Origin of the sequence: Tissierella carlieri, assembly GCF_018917285.1 — a bacterium.
Classification (GTDB): Bacteria; Bacillota; Clostridia; order Tissierellales; family Tissierellaceae; genus Tissierella; species Tissierella carlieri.
In genome coordinates this window covers 142,393-167,350 of sequence record NZ_JAHLOH010000042.1, presented here as the reverse complement: position 1 = coordinate 167,350, position 24,958 = coordinate 142,393, and the positions used below count along the sequence as shown (strand labels likewise).

Below are 24,958 nucleotides of genomic sequence, written 5' to 3'. Positions count from 1 at the left end.
TGAACTTATATACTGAGATATAAGGCTGCACAATTTTTTATAGTTATTTTTATTCGAAAATATGTATAAAGAAACTATATTTGGCAAGAATTATAATACAAATCTAGGACAAGCAAATAGGAGGTCAAATATATGAAATATAAAAAATTAATACTGCTATTATCCTTATTTATTATTAGTTTTACCTATATAATACACCCTCTCATAGAAAATAAAGCAAAAGAAGGTTTCAAGGATGAAATTATTAGATTTCATATAAGAGCTAATAGTGATAAAGAAGAGGATCAAGCTTTAAAGCTTAAAATCAGAGATGAAATATTAAAAGAAATGAATGATAAGTTCAGAGACACCAAATCCATAGGAGAAAGTAGAAGAATAATAAAAGATAATATGGAAGAGATGAAGTACATAACAGAGAGAGTAATAAAGGAAGAAGGAAAAGATTATAATGTAGCAGTGACCCTTGGACAAGATAATTTTCCTACAAGAAAGTATGGAAATTTAGTGCTTCCATCAGGAGAATATGAGACATTACTCATTACACTTGGAGAAGGAAAAGGTCAAAACTGGTGGTGTGTAATGTTTCCTCCACTATGTTTTGTAGATGTTACACATTCAGTGGCTTATAACCTAGAAAAAGAATTAGGAGTAACCTTGGAAGAAGAGAAGCCAAAATTAAAATTAAAGTGGAAGACAGCAGAGATTATGAAAAAATTAAAAAAAGATAATAAAAAAGATAATAAAAAAGATAATAAAAAGGATAAGAAAAAAGATAATAAGATAGAAGAATTAACTAAAGAACAAAAAATAAATGAAGTCAATAAATATAAGCAAATAATAAGCCTGCAATAATTATTATAGTTATTGCAGGTTTTAATATTTTCATGTATAAAATATGGAAATTTACTAAAAATAAGAAAAAGCTCCTATTAAAACATTTTAAAGGTAATTTTTCTTGAAACCCATTGACGTAAAGTTCTTTTATGAAAATAAAATAGAGAGAACTTATCATTGGGTTATAAGAAAAGGCTCCTATTAAAACATCTTTAAGGTAGCTTTTCTTGAGGCCCATTGATGTAAAGTTCTTTTATGAAAATAAAATGGGAGAGAGCTTATCATTGGGTTATAAGAAAAAACAATGAAAGGAGTAAATAATCTTGAAGAAATTCATTATAATTACAACTGCTTTAACAATGGTGTTTCTTTCAGTTTTTCTTTTCTACGAACCAACAGCCACGAATTATAATTCATTATTCAGTCCTAGAACCCTATATTGGGGGGTACAGGGGAATGATGTAAGAACAGTGCAAGATAAACTTCTCAGATGGAGATATTATGATGGCAGCGTAGATGGGGTATATGGTGCAAGAACCTATAGAGCTGTTAGAAAGTTTCAAGCTAAAAATGGTTTGACGGTAGATGGAATAGTGGGACCTTCTACTGCTAAAGCCTTAGGGATGGCAACAACTACAACTGCGGCACAGACCCAAGGTGTAAATAGAAAGGCTGACGAGTATCTTTTAGCAAGAACTATTCATGGTGAAGCAAGGGGAGAACCTTATGTAGGTAAGGTTGCCGTAGCGGCAGTAGTTCTTAACAGAACAAGAAGTTCTTCTTTTCCAAATACTATAGCTGGAGTAGTATATCAGCCTCTAGCATTTACAGCAGTAGCTGATGGACAAATAAATCTAACTCCAAATAAAGATTCCATAAAAGCAGCAAGGGATGCTTTAAATGGTTGGGATCCGACTTATGGTTGTCTCTATTATTGGAATCCAGCCACTGCCACATCCAAATGGATATGGTCTAGAAAGGTAACGCTAAAAATTGGTAAACACTGGTTTGGAATATAGGAGGTGAAATCATGAGAGATAGTCGAAGATTCATAGCACCAGCTCTATTAGGTCTTCTATTAGTCGTAGCACTTGTTTGGGGATATAATCAATATCAAGTTAGGAAACAACATGAAATAGCATTAGAAAATCACTATCAAAGACTATTCTTTGATGTGAAAAAGCATGTAGAAAATGTTCAAGTAAATTTATCCAAGGCCTTAGTAGCAGATTCAAAGGAGCAGAACATAGTATTATTTTCACAAATTATGAATGAAGCATTCTCTGCTAAGGATAAATTAGGACAGATGCCAATAACCCATGCAGAATCAGCAAAAACAGAGAAATTTTTAACGCAAGCGGCAGACTATTCGTCATATTTAATACAGAGACATCTTTTGGGAGAAGGTGTAACAAAAGAACAAAGGGAAGCATTAAACAATCTTCAAACCAACTCCGCAGCATTTAATGGTGAACTTTCCAAGATTTATGATAGTCTAGCAGAATCAAATTTCGCACTGGGTGCAATGAGCAGTAAGCAGAGTAAAAAAGTAGAGCAGGGAAATCAAAAGGTATTTCAAACATCCTTGGTAACATTAGATAAACAAATGGCAAAAACTCCCGAACTGATATATGATGGACCATTTTCAGATCAAATGTTAAATAGAAAACCCGTGGGTCTTCCAGATAATGATGTATCAATGGATGAGGCCAGAAATACAGCACTAGAATTTTTTGGAAAAGATAGGGTTAGAGATATACAGGCATTTGAAGAAGGTGAGAATATGAATGAAGTTAAAATACCTTCGTACACATTCCATTTATATCCTCAAAACCAGCAAAAGGACTTAGCGGTATATATGGGTGTATCTAAAAAAGGCGGCAAAGTAGTTTGGATGGTAAATCCAAGACCAGTTTTCAATATAAAATTATCAATAAAGAATGCAGAAGACAAAGCATTGAAGTACTTAAAGGAAAAAGGTTTTGATAATATGGAGTCTAACTATTCATTAAAGTATGATGGAACCATCTTATTTAACTTTGCATATAAGGAAAAAGATGTAACAATTTATCCTGATTTAATTAAGGTAAAAGTAGCATTGGATACAGGAGAAATAGTAGGATTTGATGCATCAGCCTATTATATGAATCATCATGAGAGAAATATAGAAACTCCACATATAGATGAAACTGAGGCAAGATCTAAAGTTAAAGTAGATTTTAACATAGATTCTGCTAGGTTAGCTATAATACCAAAAGGAAAAAATGAGATTTTATGCTATGAATTTAAAGGAAAATATAATGATTCTGATTTTATTATCTATATAAATGCATTGGATGGTAGAGAAGAACAAATATTGCAAATAATAAAAGATGAGAATGGCACTTTAACATTCTAGTTTAAAACAAGAACTCATTTAAAAAAATGGGTTCTTGTTTTTTTATGACCTTGGTCACTTTTTTGTCAAATCACTTGCATACTAATGATAATACTTGATATAATGATAATTAATGAGCATATACATAATATTATGCAAAAAAATCTAGGAGGGATTGTATGAAAAAAATATCGGTATTAGCATTGATATTAGCATTATCCATATCATTAACGGGCTGTGTTGGTGGAGAATCAAAGTTATATAATGCTTTCAACAAAATGCAAGATATAACCTCAATAGAGTCTAAAATGGAAATGGGATTTACATTTGAAGCAGAAGGATTCTCAGAAGAAGAGCAGCTAATGCTAGAACAAGTAAAGGCTATGGTGAATAATTCCAAAATTGCAATGAATCAAAAAGCAAAATACAATAAGGAAAAAACAGTAGGCCAAGCACAAGTAGATATGAATATGAACTTTGGTGGCATGGGCATGGATATGAATGTTTGGGTTGATATGGATATGTCAACTGATGAACTTAAAATTAAAGAAGTTATAAAGATGCCTCAAATGTTAATGAGTTCTATGTTTCCAAATGATCCTGCAAAGCAATATATAGTTCTTGATATGGGACAAATGATGAAAGAAGAAAATGCAGAAATGAATTTCAATGAATTGATGAAATTTGGCAAGGAGTTCCAGCCTAAATTAACAGAATTCATGAAAGAAATGCAAAAAGACTTCAAACCAGGTATTGAGGTAGTTAAACAAAAAGATAGTAAAGTAGTAAATAAAGAAAAATTAGATATATACGAATTAAAAATGGATGATGCTGCTTTAAAAGGACTTGTTAAAGATGCAGTAAACTATAGCTTAGATAAGAAAGAAGTTATTGAATTCATAAAAGAATATATGAATGCAGTTATGAGCGTAGTTGTACTTCCAGAAGGAGAAAAGGAAGCAGCAGAAGCAGAAGTTAAACAAGGCTTAGCAGACCTTGAAAAACAATTACCAGAATTTAAGGTAAAATTCAATGAATTCATGGAAAAATACAAAGATGTTAAGATCTTAGGAGATAAAGGAATAGTAATTGAATTTGGTATCAATAAAGAGGGATATATAGTTCATGAAGTTGGTACTATTGACTTAAGAATAGATTTAGGTCAAATAGCTGAAGTTGTAGGAGAAAAAGCTCCAGAAATGAAAGGTATAATTAAATTAGGTATCAGCTATACTTCAAAGAGCTACAATATCAACAGTAAAGATGTGAAAGTAGAAATGCATAAAGTAGATGAAAAGAATTCAATCGATTATATGGAAATGATGAAAATGCAAATGGAGCAAATCGAGAAAATGCAAAATGTTCCAGTACCAGCTCCAGCAAAATAACCATAGAAACTCTAGAGAACACATCCTTAATAGATGTGTTCTTTTTAGTTGTAATATTTATATATTATTAGTAAAATAGATATAGGAGAATAATTAATAGTTTGAATTAGGCGGATATCCGCCTAATTTTAGGCATGTGCCGCCCGAAATTAAGCAGAATATAAGAGGGATTCTAGACATAGGGAGGATGAAAATATGAAAGATTTATTCTTTAGAGAAAATGTATTGGAAATTCTAGATTATTTGGAAGAGGGACTACATATTATTGATAAAAATGGAATAATAGTTTATTATAATAAATTTGCTCAAGGAATAGATGGAATAGAGAGAGAGAAAGTTATAGGCAGACATTTACTTGAAGTATATCCATCTCTTACAGAAGAAACCAGTACCCTTCTCACAGTAATTCGTACAGGAGAATCAATGCATAAGAAGGAACAAACATTTCTTAACTATAAAGGTGAAAAAATTACAACAATAAATACATCAATACCAATAACATCAAAAGGTAAAATTTTAGGAGCATTGGAAATATCTAAGGATATAACGACGGTACGTCAAATGTCGGAGAAAATAGTAGACCTTCAAAATAAATTATATAATAATAAAAAAGAAAAGAATGCCATAGATAAAGCTAAAGAATCTGCTCAGTTTACCTTATTAGATATTGTAGGTGAAAACAAAGAGATGATAAGGTTGAAATCACTTGCACTAAAGGCGGCAGAATCAGACGCCTCTGTATTGATATCAGGAGATACTGGAACAGGAAAGGAATTATTTGTTCATTCTATTCACAATGCAAGCTCGAGGCGATATAAACCCTTTATCACACAGAATTGTGCGGCACTTCCAGGTAATCTTTTAGAGGGAATCCTTTTTGGTACTATAAAGGGAGGCTTTACTGGAGCGGAAGATAGACCTGGATTGTTTGAATTAGCCCATGGGGGTACATTATTTTTAGATGAAATTAACTCTATGCCTTTAGAACTTCAATCTAAGCTCCTTAGAGTTTTACAAGATGGCACCATAAGAAGAGTAGGAGCTACAAATACAATTAAAGTTAATGTTAGAATAATTGCTGCAACGAATATATCACCAGAAGAAGCAGTGGAGAAAAGACAAATTAGGAGAGATTTGTACTACAGATTAAATGTAGTATCTTTTGAAATCCCGCCCCTTAAAGATAGAAAGGATGATATACCTGTACTTACAAGTTATTTCATTAATAAATTTAATGAGAAGTTAGGTAAAAAAGTAAAAGGTATATCCAAGGGTGTACTAAATATATTCAATAATTATGAGTGGGATGGAAATGTAAGAGAGTTGGAACATTTAATTGAAGGTATAATGAGTATATCTGATGGAGAAATAATAGATATAGAGGACCTTCCATATAAATTTAGACAGCATAAGAAAAATCATGAATTACACGAATCCTCTCTCTCAGAAATATTAGAAGAAACAGAAAGAAATTTAATAAAAGAAGCTCTAAAACAAACAGATCATAATATAACTAGAACAGCAGAACTACTAAAAATACCAAGACAAACACTACAGTATAGATTATCAAAGCTAGGGCTTTGATTTAATGCACAATTCGCAATGCACAATTCACAGTTGTTAGGGTCTAGCTTTTAGGTCTTTTTTGCGACCTTCGGTCGCTTCCTTAATTGTGAACTGTGAACTGTGAATTGTGCATTGTCATATCGCCCAATATTCGGCACTGATTTCATCTTTAAAATCATTGAAAACCTATTTCTTCAACTCTAAATCTTTATTTCCAAAGAAAAAAATCCCCAAAACAGCTAAAACATCGTGATATAATTAACAAATGTCGTTTTATGATTTAAAATGACATTTGATTTGGCATTGGCATAGATATTGCATTATATTAATTAGTGAATAAATTTAATTTAAAATACTGGGGAGGAATGCAATTATGAAAAAAGGATGTCCATACGGTACTCATAGGGTTATTGAACCAAAGGGAGTTTTACCACAACCAGCACTTAAAATTGACAATGATATGGAAATTTATGACAACGAAATACTTATAGACGTTCAAACATTGAATGTAGACTCAGCAAGCTTTACGCAAATTAAAGAGCAGGCTAAGGGCGACATAGAAGAAATTAAAAAGATAATGAAAGGTATCGTAGCAGAAAGAGGTAAGCACCAAAATCCAGTTACAGGTTCAGGTGGAATGCTAATTGGTACAATAGAAAAAATTGGACCGGCATTAGAAGGTAAAACTGATCTTAAAGTTGGAGACAAAATAGCTACATTAGTATCTTTATCTTTAACACCATTACGTATAGATGAATTCAAAGAAATAAGACCAGATGTAGATCAAGTAGATATAGTAGGTAAGGCAATATTATTTGAATCAGGAATATATGCAGTAATTCCATCAGATATGCCTGAAAACCTAGCATTATCAGTACTAGACGTAGCAGGGGCACCAGCTCAAACAGCAAAATTAGTTAAACCTGGAGATACAGTAGTAGTTATAGGTGGAACAGGTAAATCAGGTATGCTTTGTCTATATGAAGCAAAGAAAAGAGCAGGAGTTACAGGTAAGGTTATCTGTATAGGTTCAAGAGATACTACTCTACAAAGATGTAAAGATGCTAATTTAGCAGATGTATATATCAAAGCAAATGCAACAGATGCAGTAGAAATCCTTGAAAAGGTTAAGGAAGCTACAAATGGAGAAATGGCTGATATCGTAATCAATACAGTAAATATCCCAAATACAGAAATGTCATCTATTTTAATCTGTAAAGACAGAGGAATAGTATACTTCTTCAGTATGGCTACAAGCTTTACAAAAGCAGCATTAGGAGCAGAAGGAGTAGGTAAAGACGTAACTATGATAGTAGGAAATGGATACACTAAAGACCACGCAGCAATATCACTAGAATTAATGAGAGAATCAGAATCCTTAAGAAAGATATTTACAGAGCTATACGCTTAGTCAATTTACTAGAACAAATTCACAATGCACAATGCACAATTAAGGAAGCGACCGAAGGTCGCAAGAAAATACTCCGTAACTGGACCTTAATAATTGTGAACTGTGAATTGTGAACTGTGAATTGAATAAAAAATAAGGGGGTTAATAAAATGCGTCATTATAGTGAAATTGAGCTTTGGAAAAATGTTACTGAAGAAGAATGGAATGACTGGAAATGGCAAGTTAGAAATAGAGTAACCGATGTAACTACACTAAGACAAATAATAAACTTAACAGAGGAAGAAGAAAAGAACATCGGTAAGGTAATGGAGAAATTTAGAGTAGGTATTACACCATATTATGCATCTCTAATGGATCCAGATGATCCGCATTGTCCAGTTAGAATGCAAGCAGTACCTACATTAATGGAAACTCATATTAGCTCATCTGACCTTGAAGATCCATTAGATGAAGATGAAGATTCACCCGTACCAGGATTAACCCATAGATATCCTGATAGAGTATTATTCCTAATTACAGACCAATGTTCTATGTACTGTAGACACTGTACTAGAAGAAGATTTGCAGGACAAAATGATATGGGAGTGCCTAGAGACAGAATAGATGCATGTATAGAGTACATTAGAAATACTCCACAAGTAAGAGACGTATTACTTTCAGGTGGAGATGCTCTACTAGTAGGAGATGATGTATTAGAATATATCATCAAAAAACTAAGAGAAATCCCACATGTAGAAATAGTTAGAATCGGAAGTCGTACACCAGTAGTATTGCCACAAAGAATTACAGATGATTTAGTTAACATGCTAAAGAAATATCATCCAATTTGGTTAAATACTCACTTTAACCATCCAAAGGAAATCACTACTGAATCAAAGACAGCCTGTGAGAAATTAGCAAACGCTGGTATTCCACTTGGTAATCAATCAGTATTACTTAGAGGAATTAATGATTGTCCACATATAATGAAAGACTTAGTACATGGATTAGTTAAGATGAGAGTAAGACCTTATTATATCTATCAATGTGACCTTTCTATGGGAATTGAACATTTTAGAACAAAAGTATCAAAAGGTATAGAAATAATAGAGGCATTAAGAGGACATACATCAGGATATGCAGTACCAACATTTGTAGTTGATGCTCCTGGCGGAGGAGGAAAAACCCCAGTAATGCCTCAATATGTAATATCACAATCACCAACTAAGGTAGTATTAAGAAACTACGAAGGTATAATCACAACATATACAGAACCACAAATGATAGAAGAGCCATGTAATTGTCCTGTATGTAAAGGTGAAAGAGAAGGCAGAATTACAGGAGTTGCAGAACTACTTCAAGGACCAGAAGTAAAAGCTCTAGAACCAAGCTATCTAGAAAGAAGACATAGAAAAGACTAATTCACAATGCATAGCTTAAACAAATTCACAATTCACAATGCACAATTCACAATTAGGGAAGCGACCAAAGGTCGCAAAAAAAGACTCCATAGCCAGACCCTAATAATTGTGAAATGTGAACCGTGAATTGTGAATTGAAAAAAACTGGGGGTTTTTATCATGCTAGAACTAATAAATGGTAAGTACAAAACAATATCTATAGTAGGAATGTCTAAGAATAGTGGAAAGACTGTAGCATTAAACCATTTAATAGGGGAAGCTATTGATGAGGGGCTTCCTATTGGTATTACATCCATAGGTCGTGATGGAGAATCTCTAGATATAGTAACAGAAACAGAGAAGCCGCGTATCTTTGTAGAAGAAGGCACTCTTATAGCTACAGCTACAGGAATGCTAGATCTAGGAGATGCTAACATAGAGATTATAAGTGTAACAGAATATAGAACACCTTTAGGTGAAATAATAATAGGCAGAGTAAGGGATGGGGGCTATGTTCAAATAGCAGGCCCCCAGCGCCTTTCTGAAATAAAAGCAGTCTCTGATATTATGTTAAATCTTGGTGCCAAATTTGTCATCATAGATGGAGCCCTTGACAGGCTATCCCAAGCAGCTCCAGCTATATCAGAGGCTACTATTTTATCTACAGGAGCTGTATTATCTAGAGATGTAAATAAAGTAATAGAAGAAACAATTCATGTGGTGAATACATTAGGACTTCCAGCTATTGAAGATCAGGATGTAAGGGAAATCATTAGAAATATTATAAATGAAAATCAAATAGCAGTAATAAATGAAAATAATCAAGTAGATATCATCCCATTAAAAACAGCATTAAATGGAGGCGCAATAATAGGAGATCACCTAAGAGATGATTCAAAATATTTAGTGATTCCAGGTTCTTTGGTGAAAAATACCCTAGAGGATTTAACTAGATCAACAAGAAGATATAAAAATATAGAGATAGTGATTACGGATGGTACAAAAATATTTATAAATCCGAGGGATTGGCTGAAATTTATGAGGCAAGGTGTTAAGGTCAAAGTTCTGGATAAAATAAATTTAGTAGGAATAACGGTAAATCCGTATGCACCCCAAGGATATTACTTTGAACCAGCAGAATTCTTATTAAAAATGAAATCCTACATAAAGAATATTCCAGTAATGGATTTGATATTAGGTGGTGAATAGAATGATATTCATGGATGAAGTGACTCAAGAATCCTTAGATTTTCAATATATATTAAATAAGATATCCACCCTTACACCCTATGGGATGATGTATAAAGGAAGGCTTAAAGCATTTGAATTAGGTAGAGAAAGAGAACTGATGGAGGAACTAGACAAGATAGAAGCTTATTTATCATCAGTTAACAATAAAGAAATAAGAAGGGAGTTTAACAATATCTTTGCTCATATAAAGGATTTAAGAACCTCAACTAGACGGGCTATGGAGGGATTTATCCTCACAGAAGTAGAGTTATTTGAGATAAAAAACTTTCTTTTTTTAATTAGAGACCTAAGTGAATTAATAAAGAAAAATAATATACCAATCTTTGATGATACAGAAATTAAACCAATAGAGTCCTTAGAAAAGCTTTTAGATCCTGAAGACACAGGAATATCAACATTTTATATATATGATACTTACTCTGATGAGTTGAAACAAATTAGAGAAAAGAAGCGTGAAATAGATAAAGAAATAAAATTAAAGAAAAAAGAACTTAAGAATACAATAAAGGAAGAGTTAAATCTAGATCTTAGACCTGATTCATCTGTAGTCATATCCAAGGATAAGAAGGAAGTAATAGAAAAAATCCAAAACTACTCTCATCTTACCTATGTTTCAGAAACCTATATGAATATAAAGTTCGCTATAAAGCCAACGGAAAAAATGAATCAATTAGAACGAGAAGTTCTTATTTTGAAGGACAAAGAAGAAAGAGAAGAGCTGAGAATAAGAGAAAATCTTTCTAAGGAAATTGGTAAGAGAAGAAGAGAAATATTTAGAAACATGGCAAGCATAGGTAAGCTAGATTTAATCCTTGGTAAAGCAAAATATGCTTTAGATATAAATGGAGTAAAACCAGATATAGTAGAAGAACATAAAATAGAAATTATCGATGGAATTCATCCAAAGGTGGCAGATTTTCTCAAAGAAAAAGAACTAAGCTTTACTCCTATATCCATATTCTTAAAAGAAGGGGTAGCTTGTATTACAGGAGCTAATATGGGAGGTAAAACAATTAGTCTAAAGTTAGTGGGACTATTGTCAGTCATGGCACAATATGGATTATTTGTACCAGCGAAAAGAATGAAATTAGGTTTAAATCAATTTATAAAATCTTCCATTGGAGATATGCAATCCACAGACTCAGGACTATCTACATTTGGCGGAGAAATTAAAATAGTTGGAGAAGCCATATCTAAATCGAATGAAAAAGGGCTAATTCTCATAGATGAATTAGCAAGGGGTACTAACCCAGAAGAAGGTTATGCTATATCCAAAGCAATAGTTGACTATCTAAAGGACAAAAATTCCATAACACTATTAACTACACATTATGATAATGTGGCAAATTTAGACAATGTAGTTCATTTACAAGTAGTAGGATTATCTCAAATAAATATATTTGATTTGGCAAAAGAGATGGATTCTCATGAAAAAATGGAGATAATCAATAAATACATGGACTACAGCCTGAGAGTAGTAGAAAAAGACACGGCAGTTCCTAAGGATGCATTAAACATAGCTAGAATAATGGGGTTGGATGAAGAAATACTTGAATTGGCGGAGAGATATTTAAGATTAGTGAAAAGTGAAGAGTGAATAGTGAAAAGCTTTAAGTGAGGCTTTTGGGTCTTTTAGTTAGTAGCTTCGAATTTATTCGAAGTTTCCTAAACTATTCACTCTTAATTATTCACTATTAACTATCTTTTAGTTATTCACTGAATTTAAAGAAAGTGAGGTAGGACAAAGTGGGGAAATTAAATCTTGATCAAAAACTAATAGAAAGCTCAAGAAATGCGGCTAGAAATATAGCAGATGAAGTGCAAAAATTTATAGATGCTCATACTACAACTGCAACAGAAAGGACAATAGCAAGACTTCTAGGAATAGATGGAGTAGATGAAATCGAAAAACCTCTTCCAAATGTAGTTGTAGATAATATTAAAGAAGGCGGAGGACTAGAAAGAGGTGCGGCATATTGGATAGGAAATGCAGTAGTAAATACAGGGCTTACACCTCAAGAAGTAGCAGAAAAAATAGCAGCAGGAGAAATAGATATTACAAGACTTCCAGCTGCTGATGAAAGCAAAATAAAAGAAGTAATATATGAAATAGCAGAAAAGACAGTAGAGAGAATTAAAACAAATAGAAATAAAAGAAATGAATATCTAGATACAATAGGTGAAGGAAAAAAACCATATCTATATGTAATAGTAGCTACAGGAAATATCTATGAGGATATAGTCCAAGCACAGGCAGCAGCTCGTCAAGGTGCTGATGTTATAGCTGTTATTAGAACTACTGGACAATCCTTACTTGACTACGTACCATATGGACCAACGACTGAAGGCTTTGGCGGAACATATGCAACTCAAGAAAACTTCAGACTAATGAGAAGAGCATTAGATGAAGTAGGTGAAGAGGTAGGCAGATATATAAGATTATGTAACTACTGCTCAGGACTTTGTATGCCAGAGATAGCGGCAATGGGAGCTAGTGAAAGATTAGATATGATGCTAAATGATGCATTATACGGTATCCTATTTAGAGATATTAATATGCAAAGAACCTTAGTAGATCAATATTTCTCAAGAATAATCAATGGATTCGCAGGAATTATTATAAATACTGGAGAAGATAATTACTTAACCACTGATGATGCAGTAGAAGCAGCACATACAGTATTAGCATCACAATTTATAAATGAACAATTTGCAATTAAAGCAGGTATACCAGAAGAACAAATGGGTCTTGGTCACGCATTTGAAATGGATCCAACAGTAGAAAATGGATTTTTATTGGAATTATCTCAAGCTCAAATGGCTAGAGAAATATTCCCTAAAGCACCGTTAAAATACATGCCTCCAACAAAATTTATGACAGGAAATATATTTAAAGGTCATGTACAAAATGCTATGTTTAATATGGTATCAATTATGACCAACCAAGGTATCCAATTATTAGGAATGCTAACAGAAGCAATTCATACACCACATTTACAGGATAGATATCTATCTATAGAAAATGCTCAATATATATTCAATAATGCAAGAAGCCTAGGAGATGAAATAGAATTTAAAGAAGGCGGAATTATTCAAACTAGAGCACAAGAAGTATTGAAAAATGCAGAAGCACTTCTAACTCAGATAGAAAAAGAAGGGTTATTCCAAACTATAGAACAAGGTAAATTTGGTGGAGTAAAAAGATCACGTACAGGTGGAAAGGGTCTAGATGGAGTAGCTAAGAAGGACTCAGGATATTTCAATCCATTTATTGAATTGATGCTTGGAGGTGACAGATAATGGTGGAAATTGCAAAAGTAGATTTAACACAAGTAAAACCTTACGGAGATACGATGAATGACGGAATGGTACAGCTAGGATTTTCACTTCCAGTACCAGCTGGAGATGAGGCTGTAGAAGCAGCTCGCCAACTAGCTAGAAAGATGGGTTTTGATGAACCATCAGTGGTGTATTCAAAGGATTTAGGAGTAGGATATACCTATTTCGTAGTATATGGTAAATGTACACATACAATAGACTTTACTAAAATAGAGGTACCAAAGGTAGATGTAGATGTATTATCTAAAGAAGAAGTAGAGCAATATATTAAGGATAATATAAAGAGAAAAGTAGTTATAGTTGGTGCCTGCACAGGTACAGATGCCCATACAGTAGGCATTGATGCCATAATGAATATGAAAGGCTATGCAGGGCATTATGGACTAGAAAGATATGAAGGAGTAGAGGCATATAATCTAGGTTCCCAAGTGCCAAATGAAGAGTTGGTAGCGAAGGCAATAGAGCTAAATGCAGATGCTATCTTAGTATCACAAGTAGTTACACAAAAAGATGTTCACATACCAAACCTTACACAATTAGTAGAATTACTAGAAGCAGAAGGCATCAGAGATAAAGTAGTACTTACATGCGGAGGTCCAAGAATCAGCCACGAATTAGCCAAAGAACTAGGCTATGACGCAGGCTTCGGCACAGGTTCCTTTGCAGAAGATGTGGCTACATTTGTAGTTACAGAAATAGTAAATAGAGAATTGATTTAAGATTAAGGGACAGAACTTTGCGGGATAATCTATCTTGTTGAGGAATGTCCCTAATTTTTTCATTGTATAAAGTAATCCATAAATGATATAATCTATTTAAGGATAAACGGAGAGGGGAATCTATATGGATGAAAAAGTTTATGATTTATTGGAAAAGTTGTACATTGAAGTACAGGAAGTAAAAGCTAATATGGGAACGAAAGCAGAATTACAAGAGTTAGGATCAGAACTTCAAGAAGTAAAAGACACCATGGCAACCAAAGCAGAGTTACAAGAGTTAAGATCAGAACTTCAGGAAGTAAAAGACACCATGGCAACAAAGGCAGAACTACAAGAAATAAAGAATACTATGGCAACGAAGGAAGACCTTGAACTTGTAGTTGAAGAGTTAAAAACAGAGATACAATCCGTATATGATGAAGTAAAAGAATTGCGCAATGATTTTAATATATTAGAAATAGTGACAACTAAAAGTGCCCTTGATATAGCAAAATTAAAGGCAGTAAGATAAATAGGAAGATTCAGGAAAGATAGAGCGAAGTATCTTTCTTGACTTATTTTTTATATACCTCTATTTTAGTTCTTTGTTCCATAGTTGACCTCAATACAATAATGCTGTAAAATAATAAGAATAAGGCTCAAGGGCGCTAACTAAAAGGAGGCAATAAAATGAATAAAAATAAATCTAAAATTATAATCTTTGCCCTAATTTTGACATTAATTATCCCAGGCTTTGCATTAGCAGAAACACAAAGTAACCCACCAGAATTAAAGGCAGATTTAATATTTTTTGAAGAAGTTTTAGAATATGTCAAGGATTCTTATCCGTTTGAAGTTGATGAGAGTAAGCTAATAGAAGCGGCATTAAAAGGGATGCTCCAATCCATAGACCCTTATAGTAACTATTATACAGTAGAGGAGTCAGCTAGTGTATATAAAAGCCTAATGGGTACTTTTAGTGGAATTGGCATACACATAGAAGAAAAGGACGGATATATAAATGTAAGAGATATTATTAAAAGCCAACCTGCAGAAAAAGCTGGAGTAAAGAAAGATGATCTAATCGTATCAGTAGATGATGTAGATATCAAAGATCTTGGATTAGAAAAAGTATCCAGTATGATACAGGGGCCAAAGGATACAAAAGTAAAATTAGGTATCCAAAGAGAAGGGAAAATTTTAACAATTGAAATAGTAAGAGACACTATTTCAATCACACCAGTACACTACAAAATTTTAGAAAACAAAATAGGTTATTTACAAATAGATGAATTCAATACACAGACTACTCAAGAAGTAAAAAAAGCACTTCAAGAATTTGATAATAAAAATGTAACAAAGGTAATTTTAGATTTAAGAGACAATCCTGGAGGGCAACTTACACAGGCAATATCAATAGCTAAATTGTTTGTGCCAAAGGGTGATGTAGTTCATATAAGGGCAAAAAATCAACCATTAGAGACATATACTTCAACCCTTGAGAAAATAAAATACAAATTAGTAGTATTAGTAAATGAAAACTCAGCATCTGCATCTGAAATAGTAGCAGGAGCCATAAAGGATAGAAAAGCAGGAACCTTAGTAGGAACAAAAACCTTTGGAAAAGGTATAGTACAATCTCTATTGCCTATTGAAGATGGAAGTTTAATAAAGTTAACAACATCAGAATATCTAACTCCAAATAAGACCTCAATACATGGAAAGGGAATAGAACCAGATATAAAAATAGAGAATACAGAAAAAGAAGATTTGCAGTTAAAAAAGGCATTAGAAATATTAAAATAGGATTATTAAAAATTAAATAAACAAGGGGACGGAATTAATCGTCCCCTATTGTATTAGTTTGGAGGCAGAAATGATTTTATCAATTTTATTTATACTAAAAACAATACTATTTTTAAATATTACCAATGTTGAATTTAATAAAATTTTAATATTAATCATAACGTCCATGACCACAATAGGGATTATATCTTTAATTAATCAGACAAAGCTAAAATATAAAACTCTAATTACAATGATTTTTTATAGTGTAGTTTCATTTATAATGTTTCTAGATGTAGTTTATTATAGTCAATTCCATGCATTACCTTCTGTATCAATGTTAGGACAGGCTAAGCAACTTACAGCAGTGGGAGATAATATAAAAAGCCTGATAAATATAAAAAATCTATTAATCATATTAGATATACCTATACTAATTTTTATTTCAGCATATTCCAAGAAAATTAATTTAAAAAGGATAAAAGAAACTTCCTCTTTTCTCCCTTATATTAATCATATAATATTTACGATTCTTGCCTTCGCAATAATTCATGGCAATACTATAGGACAAATAGAATCATTAATGGCACAAGAACCATATTTTTTTCATGCTACAGATATAGCTAAAAATATTAATTCCTCTAAAAATGAAGGAAATATTATATTTACAGAAGAAGATTTAGAGTCAATAAAACTTCGTACAAACTTAAAAGATGGTAAATTAACTGGAATAGGAAAAAATAAAAACCTTATAGTGCTACAGGTAGAAGCATTGCAAAATTTTGTAATAAATTTGAATTACAATAACCAAGAAATTACACCAAATTTAAATAGATTAATGAATGATAAATCTTCCGTATATTACGATAAATATTATCAACTTATAGGTAGGGGTAATACCTCTGATGCGGAATTCGTAAGTCACAATTCTTTACATCCATCCTTGGAAGAGCCTAGCTATACCAAATATGAGAATAATACATTTTATGGTCTTCCTTGGTTGTTGAGAGATCAAGGCTATACTGTTTGGGCTATGCATGGATATAAAAAGGAATTTTGGAATAGAGAAAAAGCCTATGTCAGTCAAGGTTTTCAAAGATTTATATCTGAAGAGGATTATAAATTTGAAAAGACTATTGGATTTGGAATAAGAGATGAAGACTTCTTTAAGCAAAATATAGAATATTTAAAGGAACTAGATAGTATAGATAATAATCCATTTTACGCCTTTATTATAACCCTTACATCTCATTCACCTTTTAATATTCCGGAAGAGTATCAAATGCTAAAAATTAAGCCAGAGCATGAAGGTACAATTTTAGGTAATTATCTACAATCAATACATTATGCAGATAAAGAAATAGGTAAGTTTATAGAAGAATTAAAGAATGAAGGGCTATATGAAGATACAGTTATTGCCGTGTATGGAGATCATTTTGCAATACAAAGCGGAGATAATGAAGTAGATAATATGATGACAGAGCTTCTAGGATATAAATATGATTATGATTCTATGATGAATATACCACTTATTATTCATGTGCCGGGAGGGGAGATTCATGAAACCATTTCTACAGTAGGAAGCCCCATGGATTTCTATCCAACTATTTTAAATATAATGGGATATAAAAATGAAAAGGGTTTAATGCTAGGAAGAGATTTGACAAATTATGAAGACAAAAACTATGTATTTCCACAAACATATTTATTAAAAGGGTCATTTATATCTGAGGATACAATGTTTGTAATGGCAAGAGATGGATTATTTGACCATAGCAAGGCCTATGACTTAAATACAAGGGAAGAAATAGATAAGGATAAATTTCGTTCCATGTATGATAAAATAATTGAAGAAATCAATAACTCAGACTTTATCCTAAAGAAAAACTTATTGAAATATTATATAGAAAATAATGGAGAAGTAGATTTAGAGACTTTAACAGAAACAGAAATATTAAAGGATAAAAAGATAGATTCTTTCTATTTTAATTCCTTAGAAGAGTTAAATAAGGCTTATGATAAAGGGCATAGACTCTTAGCAGTAGATATAGAATTAACTACAGACGATAGGATAATCCTATTAAAAGATTGGTATTGGTATTATAACAACCTCTTTGAAAATCCAAAGGATAGAAGGCTAACTTTAGAAGAATTTAAGGGACTAAAAATGAAAAAAGATCAGAGTCAAATGGCAATAGAGGATCTTATAAAATGGATGGACAAGCACCAAGATGCATACATTATTCTACGCCATGGAGAGCCAGATACTAAAGTATTTGTCAAGGCCTTTACAGAATATCCGATGCTAATAGATAGATGTATAGTGGAGATAAAAAACTTCCGCCAATATCTAACAGTAACCTATAGAGGATTTAACAAAGTGATATTAAATCCAATAAAGGAAGATTACACAGATGAAGAGATATTAGACTTTGTCACAATGCATCCCCATGTAGGAGTAATATTAGATAAAGACAGAGCAAAGACGAATCTACCGAAGAAGCTAAAAGAGAAAGGATTGCCCACTTATGTAGACAAACCAACTAACGGATTGACAAAGTTAATGCTTAGAGGAAAAGTAAAAGGATTTGTGGAATAAAAAATAAGTATCATTTTTGGTGCCTGGCACCAAAAATGATACTTATTGAAAAAGCAGCTAGGATTTCCTAGCTGCTTAAATTATGGTTTTGGATATACTGTAATAGCATTTCCATGTTGTTTACTATCACGAATTTCAATTCTAATAAATGAACCAATTTTTATACTTTCAGGTAACCAATCAGGCATCTGAGTATTACCTTCAGAGCAATTTTTCCAACTTGTTTCTCTACCATCATTCAAGTAAATATTATACTCCATCTGAGCTGTGGTACCATTCAATTGATGCGGATTCACATGGGTACTTAATTTAACATGTTCCAGCTCTAGGTTCTTAGTAAACTTAACTTCAGTTACTTGACTAGCCAATGTAGTAGGAGTAGCTTTAATCCTTATCTGAACTATTTTATCTCCGCTTAAATCTTCAGTATCTAATAATTCCCCGCTTATCCAAGGACTATTAGAACTAGGGTTAACTCTATATTCAATCTTACTTCTGTCAGTAACAGGGCTAGTTATAGATAATATTTTATTTTCCACATCATCTATTTCTACACTAGGTCCAGAAATAGGTGAACCAATGACAGCCTTCACAGCAGGATGCGATTCCATCTTTTTATCAGTAGCTCTTTCCTTAAACTCTAGCTTTCCAGGTTTAAATTCTATACCATATAAATCTGTTTTAGCATCAATGTCTTTCCATTCACCATCGGCTATCCTATATTTTAAGTTATAGCTAGATTGATTAGAAATCTTATTTGTTTCCACATTGTAATATACATAAATTAAATCAGGTACTACCTGTCTACTTAAATTTTCAACGTATAACTTCTCCGTAGAAGGCTTATTTACCTCTCTAAGCCATATATACATACCCTCGAAAGGCTCTATAGGAGTCTTTTTATCTAAAGCTGGTATCCAAATTCCACTTTTTTCATTTTTAGAGTTTATACTATATTCCATTTTTGTAGTAGTACCCAATATAGCTTTGCCTACTATATCAAATATTATATTCTCGAAAGTCAAATTCTTAGTAAAAGAAACAGCTTTCTCATTACTAGGCAGTAGCTTGTCAGTAGCTTTTTTCCTCACATAAACTACTGCTGTTTCATCTTCAGAAATATTAAAGGATGAACCATCTTTCCAGTCATTACTATTGGCTCCAATTCTATATTGGAAATTATCATCTAATAGTTTCCAAAGACTACTTTCATCTAAGTAAGAAATAGTCTTGGCATTATCATCGCCCTTTAATTCAGGAGGATCTGTAGGATTAGGAATACTAGCTAATACCTTAGATTTAGATGGAAGAATAGTATCGCTTCCTCTAGTTCTAATCTCCAATGGACCAGGAGCAAATCTAACATCTTTAATAATGGAATGAGGAGCTAGAACAAGCCAGCTTGTACTTCCACCTAGTTTACATTCAAGATCTTGATCTGTATTATTTTTAATTTCCCCACTAGCTATATTATAAGTTATCTTTGGATTATCTATAGTTCCTATATCTGGTTCTAGCATAGCCGTAACATTTCCTAAACTCCTTATATTGACTTTACTTGTTTGCTGTCTAATCCATACTGTATTTCCAGCTATTAGGCTTATTGGAGTTTCTCCAGCCTTGGCAGCTGCCCATTTACCATCTATTCCATCAGTAGAATCTAAACTATACTGCATAGATGTATTAGTTTCTTTTAATAGACCTGCTCCAACATCCATCTTAACATTTCTCAAATCCAATCCATTTAATTTTCCAGTAGCCAGTGACGGCAAACTATTCTCTGTAGCTCTATATCGAACTCTTAAATCTGATTCTGGCAATAAGATAATTTCTTCAGAGATAACAAATGTTTTTTTCCACTCCTTACCTCCATTAGTACTAATATCATAATTTACTCCAGCATCAAATCCACTTAATTTAACCTTTAGGCCATCACTATAGTCTACTTCACTAACAACAATCCCCACAGGAGCTTTAGGTTGGGTTAAATTTGCAACCTCCCTAAATACTTTTGGATTAGCTTTTTCTCTTACATAGACTTTACCAGGCTTAAATTCAATATTTTTTGTATTATCAATTATTGCATCTGTCCAATCTCCATTACTTCCGTTAGTAGAGTTTAGGCTAAATTCAATTTTGTCAGAGTTTAAATCTTGAATACCATCTTTTAATTCTCCACCAAATACATCAATACCGACCTTCTCCAATTCTCCCATCATAGACTCGCCTCTAACTAACTTCAACTCAATCTCATCAGAATCCACAGAATTAGGCTCAGTTACAGCAGTTCCCTTTACCTTCACTTTAACTATTGTCTCATTAGGCAAAGTAGCTGAAGCAGTACCGGATACTTTAATCTGTATAGCAGTATCATTAGTATCGTTTACAACTTTAGATACATTAGCTACAAGACCCCTAGGAAGGCCTGAGATTATCACATCATTATTACCTGTATTATCTTTCAAAGTTCCAGTAGTTACTTTTATTTGCCAAGTATCATTATTAGTATCAACAACCCTATAATCAGGAGCCGTTAAAGTAACTTTATCTTTTCCGTCAACAGTTTTACCTGTAACTGTTAATGTATCAGGATATAGAGTAAAGCTTGGACTAGCAATTACATCTTTAGTAGCGCTATCAATTAAGCCAGAAGACTCAGGTATAGTTAAGGTAATTACCTCTAAAGTAGTACCAAAATCCACATCTACTGATGGAAGAGTAATAGTAACCTTAGTACCAGAATTTCTAACTATATTTCCATCAGTTTTTATCTTTTTGGCAATATCAGCCCATTTACCACCACTACTACTAAATCCATCAACTAAAACTTCCTTTTTCGTATTGGCAAGATTAGCCCAAGTCCCATCAGCCAACTCAACTATTATAGTCTTGCCACCAGCTTTAATATCAGCCTGACGAACAATACTACTTACTACATCACCAGAAATAGTAGCACCTATAGTAGGCTTAATTGTTATAGTCCCAGTGGCAGTAATAGGATTTATAGCTCCGACTATATCTTCAGGAGGAATAACTAAAGATATCTTTTGATCTTCCTTAATATCATAGTTTAAAGTCTGAGGTAGCAAAATAGTAATTGTAGTATCATTAACTTTGCTAATAGCCCCTTTACCATCAGCTATCATAGATGCTACAACCTTAGACCATTCTGTAGCTTCGCTATCTGCCTTAAATCCGTTAAATAACTTGTCCCTTATGGACTTATCATTTGCTACATCAGTCCAAGTAGCACCAGTTAAAGTGATGGTAAAGCTAGAGCCGCCGTTTTTAATACTACCTTCAAGAAAGGTATCTCCTGATAACTCAGCCTTACCCTGTGTCACGGAATCAATTTGGAAAGTTTTAAATCCAACTATTTTATTATGCTCAATATTATATATGGTCAAATATCTTCCAATCTGTACTACAATATCCTTGAAATCATAGTCCTTTGCTCCTGATGGCAATGTATCACCAATAGCAGGTGTAGCAGGTGAAGTATTGCTGATCAAATATTTATATTCTTTATTGGTGTCTAATCCTATTATTTTAACAGAATCAATGACAGAGCCTTCACTAATATTAGCACCACTAATCTCATCAGCATGCTTCTTCACATCATCAGCTGTAATCGGAATATATTCATAAGCCTTAGTCCTACCTGAATTATCTGTAGCAAGAAGCAGCATATATCCATATGACCCATCAACTTTAGTTACAGCAATATCAGGACCAATCTTAGTACTGCTGTTTACACTATAAGTTTTGGTGTCAGATATTATTTGATTCAAATAAGGCTTTTCTTTTTCCTCAACAGGCTCATTATTCACCAGTTTATATCTCCATACAATAGATGAAGGATTTTCAAGACCTAGAGGTTCAAGTTTTAGCTTAGTAGTGCTAGGATTGTCTCCCTCCATCAAGTAATAAGCTTGTGAATTTAACTTATCGGCAGACTTACCTTTAATCTGATTCTCATTTAATCTAAACTCTCTATAGGCAATTACTTTATTATGCTCATCTACAGCTACTAATAACAAATATTTATTTACTGATACACCTTCAATATCTTCATTGAAAGTATATTCCTTATAATCTCCATCACCTTTAATATCAGTGCCAGTTTCAGGTACACCAAAGCTAGTGTTACCAACTTTATAAACCCATTTCTTAGCACCTGATGGTAAGCTTAAGAAAGTAAATCTAGTACTTTCATTTTTATTACCAGGTACAGGACCTTGATAATTTGTTGTAGGTTGTAGCAAAGGTGCATTTCCAGCCTTCACATTATTAAAGTTCAGTGGGACTATAGTATGGGCTTTGGTCTTATTAGATCCATCTACAGCTAATATTAATAAGTTTTTACCAATAGTAGTAGGTATATCTACATTAGGCCTAAGCTCATGAATTCCATCAATTACTTGGTTAAACTCTATTTCAATATCTGGTTTATCTATTAGCTTGTATCTAAATCCAGTACTACTTAATCCAGTATGGGTTAAGTTTACAATCCTAGTAGTATTAGGAGAATTACCCTTTATAGGAGCAGAATAATGCTTATCAAGCACTAAATCATCAGCTTTAGGCATTCTCACATTAGTATCATTCATCACAAAACTCTTAAATACCTTAACATTACCAATACTATCAAGGCCACAGACCATCATATATTTTTTAAAGCCCTTTTCATCTTTTAACTTTGGCAAATCAGATTCAATCATTAAATTATCAATGCTATCATTAGTTAACTTAAGTTCACTACCACCAACAACGGGACTATTCAACTCAGGTGCCGATATAACCTCATCACTAACTACATATTTCCAATCAGTTATACTTCCATATTTCAAGAATCCAAACTTAGTAGCACCTAGTTCAAAACCCTTCACAGGCTTAGTGTAATGAGTAGTTTCTTTAAGTTCCTCTGCCAAAGGATTTTTTATCATTTCCCCAGTAATTTCTTTAACTATACCACAGGCTCTGACTCGTCCATTATTATCTGTAGCTAAGAGCATTAAATCCTGACCTATACCAATTTTAATATCCTCATCAGCTACATAATCTTTACTATCCTTCACGACTCTATCTAATTTAGGAGGAGTTAATTCATTACCTGCAATATACATCCACTTAGTAGCATCAAATTCTTTTAATCCAGATAATGTCTCTATCTTAGTAGTACCAGCAGCATTTCCTTTCACAGGAAGTGAATAATGGGTTTTAGCAGCAAGCTCCTTGGCTTTAAAAGCTCCTGATACATTGGCTGAAGTCACTTCAACTATATTATACTTCTCAATCTTTCCATCCTTTTCACTATAGACAACAATATATTTCTTGAATTCATCAGTCATATTGTCTACTTCTTCATCATTAGCTACTATAAGCTCTATACCTTCTGTATATACAACAGAATTAAACTTATCTGTTTCATATATAATAGCAGGCTCAGTATCCAGCACAGCTAGCTTCAACCCCTCTGCAAGTCTACTAACTTTAGTAGCACCAGAATATTTTTCACCTGGAGCTAAAGCCATATCAGAGGTTATACTTCCATCTTTCTCAGCCTCGACCTTAGGTGCCCTTACCATCTCATCGGTAATCTTTATACTGGCGTATGCCTTTATTCTAGCATTGGCGTCTACAGCAGCTAAAAGCAAATATTTGTCTACAGAAACCTCAATATCTGTACCAGAATTATATACTCTTCCATCAGATATTACCTCATTGAGCTTAAATGGTCCAAAGGCTTCATCTCCTACTTTAACCATCCATTTAGTAGCTCCAGAATTAGAAGGGAAAGTTAAATTCACTATCTTAGTGGTATTATCATTATAGCCAGGTACAGGTATAGAATAATTTTCAGGAGTCTGTAGCCTTTGGGCATACATATCTTTGAAATAATCTTCCTCAGAACCCTTATTTTCATCTTTGATTTCATCAAATGTTATTGCAGATTCAGCGATTATTTCCTCCAAAGCCTTTTCTATTTTTTCAATGTTATTAGGATTGTCTAGAAACTTTTCAATGGCATAAGGGTCTAGTATGTCCACATTATTAGCCTTAAGAAGATCTTTTAATTTTTCTTCCTCTTTCCTTTGCTCCTCAACTATATTTATATACTTTTTACCTTCTACTTCCCGATAAAAAAGCTTATTATCAACATTCCTATCCTTTAAATCCCTTATTAAAGCAGCCTTATCATCTGGATTATTCATATTATAGCCCTTCTTTAATCCCGTATGGATAAAATCTCCAGGAGCAGCGAAACTAATAGAGCTACCAAGTAAAATAACTATACTTAAAATAAAAGCTGTAATTCTTCTCACAAAAA

15 protein-coding genes are annotated in these 24,958 nt (G+C 32.9%); 14 read left to right on the top strand and 1 reads right to left on the bottom strand.

Annotation, left to right across the window (positions count from 1 at the left end; all coding sequences use genetic code 11):
* The first annotated feature begins 132 nt into the window (after positions 1–132).
* The 14 genes from spoIIR to KQI38_RS13970 all read left to right on the top strand — a co-directional run bounded on the left by spoIIR (position 133) and on the right by KQI38_RS13970 (position 18,627).
* The gene (gene spoIIR, locus KQI38_RS14035; protein ID WP_216560515.1) at positions 133–852 is read left to right on the top strand and encodes a stage II sporulation protein R; all 720 of its coding nucleotides are present in this window, start codon (positions 133–135) and stop codon (positions 850–852) included.
* Positions 853–1,157: 305 nt separating this feature from the next.
* Positions 1,158–1,853: a spore cortex-lytic enzyme gene (sleB, locus tag KQI38_RS14030; RefSeq protein ID WP_276515588.1), complete on the top strand. Its 696-nt coding sequence runs from the start codon at positions 1,158–1,160 to the stop codon at positions 1,851–1,853.
* 11 nt (positions 1,854–1,864) lie between these two features.
* Complete coding sequence (ypeB, locus tag KQI38_RS14025) at positions 1,865–3,232, top strand: germination protein YpeB (protein ID WP_216560513.1); 1,368 nt, start codon at positions 1,865–1,867, stop codon at positions 3,230–3,232.
* 158 nt (positions 3,233–3,390) lie between these two features.
* Positions 3,391–4,599 carry a hypothetical protein gene (locus KQI38_RS14020; RefSeq protein ID WP_216560511.1) on the top strand — a complete coding sequence of 403 codons (1,209 nt, stop codon included), beginning with the start codon at positions 3,391–3,393 and terminating at the stop codon, positions 4,597–4,599.
* A 195-nt stretch (positions 4,600–4,794) separates the two neighbouring features.
* Positions 4,795–6,183 (top strand): sigma-54 interaction domain-containing protein, encoded by a 1,389-nt coding sequence (locus KQI38_RS14015; protein WP_216560509.1) that lies wholly within the window; start codon positions 4,795–4,797, stop codon positions 6,181–6,183.
* Between the two features lie 355 nt (positions 6,184–6,538).
* The gene (gene kdd / locus KQI38_RS14010; RefSeq protein ID WP_094900414.1) at positions 6,539–7,576 is read left to right on the top strand and encodes an L-erythro-3,5-diaminohexanoate dehydrogenase; all 1,038 of its coding nucleotides are present in this window, start codon (positions 6,539–6,541) and stop codon (positions 7,574–7,576) included.
* A 149-nt stretch (positions 7,577–7,725) separates the two neighbouring features.
* A complete protein-coding gene (gene kamA / locus KQI38_RS14005; protein ID WP_216560507.1) occupies positions 7,726–8,976 on the top strand; it encodes a lysine 2,3-aminomutase in 1,251 nt (416 codons plus the stop codon).
* A 159-nt stretch (positions 8,977–9,135) separates the two neighbouring features.
* Positions 9,136–10,164: a lysine 5,6-aminomutase reactivase subunit KamB gene (gene kamB / locus KQI38_RS14000; protein WP_246565848.1), complete on the top strand. Its 1,029-nt coding sequence runs from the start codon at positions 9,136–9,138 to the stop codon at positions 10,162–10,164.
* 1 nt (position 10,165) lies between these two features.
* On the top strand, positions 10,166–11,803 hold the full coding sequence (gene kamC / locus KQI38_RS13995) for a lysine 5,6-aminomutase reactivase ATPase KamC (protein WP_216560505.1): 1,638 nt from the start codon (positions 10,166–10,168) through the stop codon (positions 11,801–11,803).
* Between the two features lie 149 nt (positions 11,804–11,952).
* Positions 11,953–13,506 (top strand): lysine 5,6-aminomutase subunit alpha, encoded by a 1,554-nt coding sequence (gene kamD, locus KQI38_RS13990; protein WP_216560503.1) that lies wholly within the window; start codon positions 11,953–11,955, stop codon positions 13,504–13,506.
* Complete coding sequence (gene kamE, locus KQI38_RS13985; RefSeq protein WP_216560501.1) at positions 13,506–14,264, top strand: lysine 5,6-aminomutase subunit beta; 759 nt, start codon at positions 13,506–13,508, stop codon at positions 14,262–14,264. The genes kamD and kamE overlap by 1 nt, the downstream gene beginning before the upstream one ends.
* 124 nt (positions 14,265–14,388) lie before the next feature.
* Positions 14,389–14,775, top strand: coding sequence for a hypothetical protein (locus tag KQI38_RS13980; protein ID WP_216560499.1), 387 nt, complete (start codon positions 14,389–14,391; stop codon positions 14,773–14,775).
* A gap of 158 nt (positions 14,776–14,933) precedes the next feature.
* A complete protein-coding gene (locus tag KQI38_RS13975) occupies positions 14,934–16,049 on the top strand; it encodes a S41 family peptidase (protein WP_216560497.1) in 1,116 nt (371 codons plus the stop codon).
* A gap of 70 nt (positions 16,050–16,119) precedes the next feature.
* On the top strand, positions 16,120–18,627 hold the full coding sequence (locus KQI38_RS13970) for a sulfatase-like hydrolase/transferase (protein ID WP_216560495.1): 2,508 nt from the start codon (positions 16,120–16,122) through the stop codon (positions 18,625–18,627).
* 80 nt (positions 18,628–18,707) lie between these two features.
* Here the strand turns inward: KQI38_RS13970 and KQI38_RS13965 are convergent, their stop codons facing one another.
* Positions 18,708–24,953, bottom strand: a complete 6,246-nt coding sequence (locus KQI38_RS13965) for a hypothetical protein (RefSeq protein WP_216560489.1) — start codon at positions 24,951–24,953, stop codon at positions 18,708–18,710.
* Positions 24,954–24,958: the final 5 nt, after the last annotated feature.

Bases quoted from the DNA above. Each gene is read 5' to 3' on its own strand.
- spoIIR (WP_216560515.1), top strand. From the start codon at position 133: ATGAAATATAAAAAATTAATACTGCTATTATCCTTATTTATTATTAGT.
- ypeB (WP_216560513.1), top strand. From the start codon at position 1,865: ATGAGAGATAGTCGAAGATTCATAGCACCAGCTCTATTAGGTCTTCTA.
- KQI38_RS14020 (WP_216560511.1), top strand. From the start codon at position 3,391: ATGAAAAAAATATCGGTATTAGCATTGATATTAGCATTATCCATATCA.
- KQI38_RS14015 (WP_216560509.1), top strand. From the start codon at position 4,795: ATGAAAGATTTATTCTTTAGAGAAAATGTATTGGAAATTCTAGATTAT.
- kdd (WP_094900414.1), top strand. From the start codon at position 6,539: ATGAAAAAAGGATGTCCATACGGTACTCATAGGGTTATTGAACCAAAG.
- kamA (WP_216560507.1), top strand. From the start codon at position 7,726: ATGCGTCATTATAGTGAAATTGAGCTTTGGAAAAATGTTACTGAAGAA.
- kamB (WP_246565848.1), top strand. From the start codon at position 9,136: ATGCTAGAACTAATAAATGGTAAGTACAAAACAATATCTATAGTAGGA.
- kamC (WP_216560505.1), top strand. From the start codon at position 10,166: ATGATATTCATGGATGAAGTGACTCAAGAATCCTTAGATTTTCAATAT.
- kamE (WP_216560501.1), top strand. From the start codon at position 13,506: ATGGTGGAAATTGCAAAAGTAGATTTAACACAAGTAAAACCTTACGGA.
- KQI38_RS13980 (WP_216560499.1), top strand. From the start codon at position 14,389: ATGGATGAAAAAGTTTATGATTTATTGGAAAAGTTGTACATTGAAGTA.
- KQI38_RS13975 (WP_216560497.1), top strand. From the start codon at position 14,934: ATGAATAAAAATAAATCTAAAATTATAATCTTTGCCCTAATTTTGACA.
- KQI38_RS13970 (WP_216560495.1), top strand. From the start codon at position 16,120: ATGATTTTATCAATTTTATTTATACTAAAAACAATACTATTTTTAAAT.